Origin of the sequence: Acinetobacter sp. UBA6526, from assembly GCF_002434875.1 — a bacterium.
GTDB classification, from domain to species: Bacteria; Pseudomonadota; Gammaproteobacteria; order Pseudomonadales; family Moraxellaceae; genus Acinetobacter; species Acinetobacter venetianus.
Genome location: NZ_DJLC01000244.1, coordinates 1 through 879 on the forward strand (window position 1 = coordinate 1; position 879 = coordinate 879).

At 40.4% G+C, this 879-nt stretch carries 3 protein-coding genes; all 3 read right to left on the minus strand.

Going from position 1 to position 879, the window contains the following annotated elements; genetic code table 11:
* The coding region (locus B4237_RS16920) for a hypothetical protein (RefSeq protein WP_286944065.1) at window positions 1–175 on the minus strand (175 nt) is incomplete at its 3' end.
* A gap of 51 nt (window positions 176–226) precedes the next feature.
* On the minus strand, window positions 227–556 hold the full coding sequence (gene yajC, locus B4237_RS16925) for a preprotein translocase subunit YajC (RefSeq protein WP_004877347.1): 330 nt from the start codon (window positions 554–556) through the stop codon (window positions 227–229).
* A gap of 99 nt (window positions 557–655) precedes the next feature.
* Window positions 656–879: tRNA-guanine transglycosylase (locus tag B4237_RS16930; protein ID WP_286944060.1), on the minus strand; the 224-nt coding region annotated here is incomplete at its 5' end.

Genomic DNA, 879 nt, shown 5'->3' on the forward strand with positions numbered 1-879 from the left:
CAGTTTTTAAAATCTGCTCAGCTTTTTGCACCACAGTTTGATCAATCTGAGTCCCTGCTTTTGCCCCTGAAATTTGGACGGCAGGTTCATCTGGATACAAACTAGGAAGTGCATATAACGTACTGACCACAAGAACAACGAGGATCAGTAAATATTTCCATGCAGGGTAACGCATTCGTTTTCTTCTTAAATGAAAAAGTCGTGCTAAGGCACGACTATTTTATGATTAAAGGTTATTTAGAGTGCCTTCAGGAAGTACTGAAATAACACTTGCACGTTGGATTTTTACATCAACACCACGGCTGAGTTCAACAACAGCGAAATCACCATCAATTTTAGTGATTCTACCCATTAAACCACCAGCAAAAACGATTTCACTGCCCACACCTAAGCTTTCAACTAAAGAGCGGTGCTCTTTAGCACGTTTCGCTTGAGGTCTCCAGATCAAGAAGTAGAAGATTGCAACGAAAACAGCAATCATCAATATGTTAGCCATTAAGCTTGGACCTTGTGCTGCTGCAGGAGCGGCGTGAGCGGTAGAAATGAAAAAGCTCATTTTAATTTCCTAATCAAATAAAAGCGAAAAAATTAACAATAAATTCCAATTCGTTTTGCAATGTACCTTGTCTTGCGTTTAGGCGCAAATCTTGATGCATCAATCTTCAGGGCAAGGTGGAACTTCTAATCCACGACGAGCATAAAAGTCTTGAACATATGCATCAAAAGTGCCATTGTCCAATGCATCACGCATACCTTGTGTAAGACGTTGGTAATAACGCAAGTTGTGGATTGTGCCAAGCATAGATGCCAGCATCTCACCGCACTTCTCTAAATGATATAAATAGGCACGCGTAAAGTTTTTACAAGTGTAGCAATCAC

Excerpts from the sequence above, each read along its gene's own strand:
- yajC (WP_004877347.1), bottom strand. The coding sequence starts at position 556 with ATGAGCTTTTTCATTTCTACCGCTCACGCCGCTCCTGCAGCAGCACAA.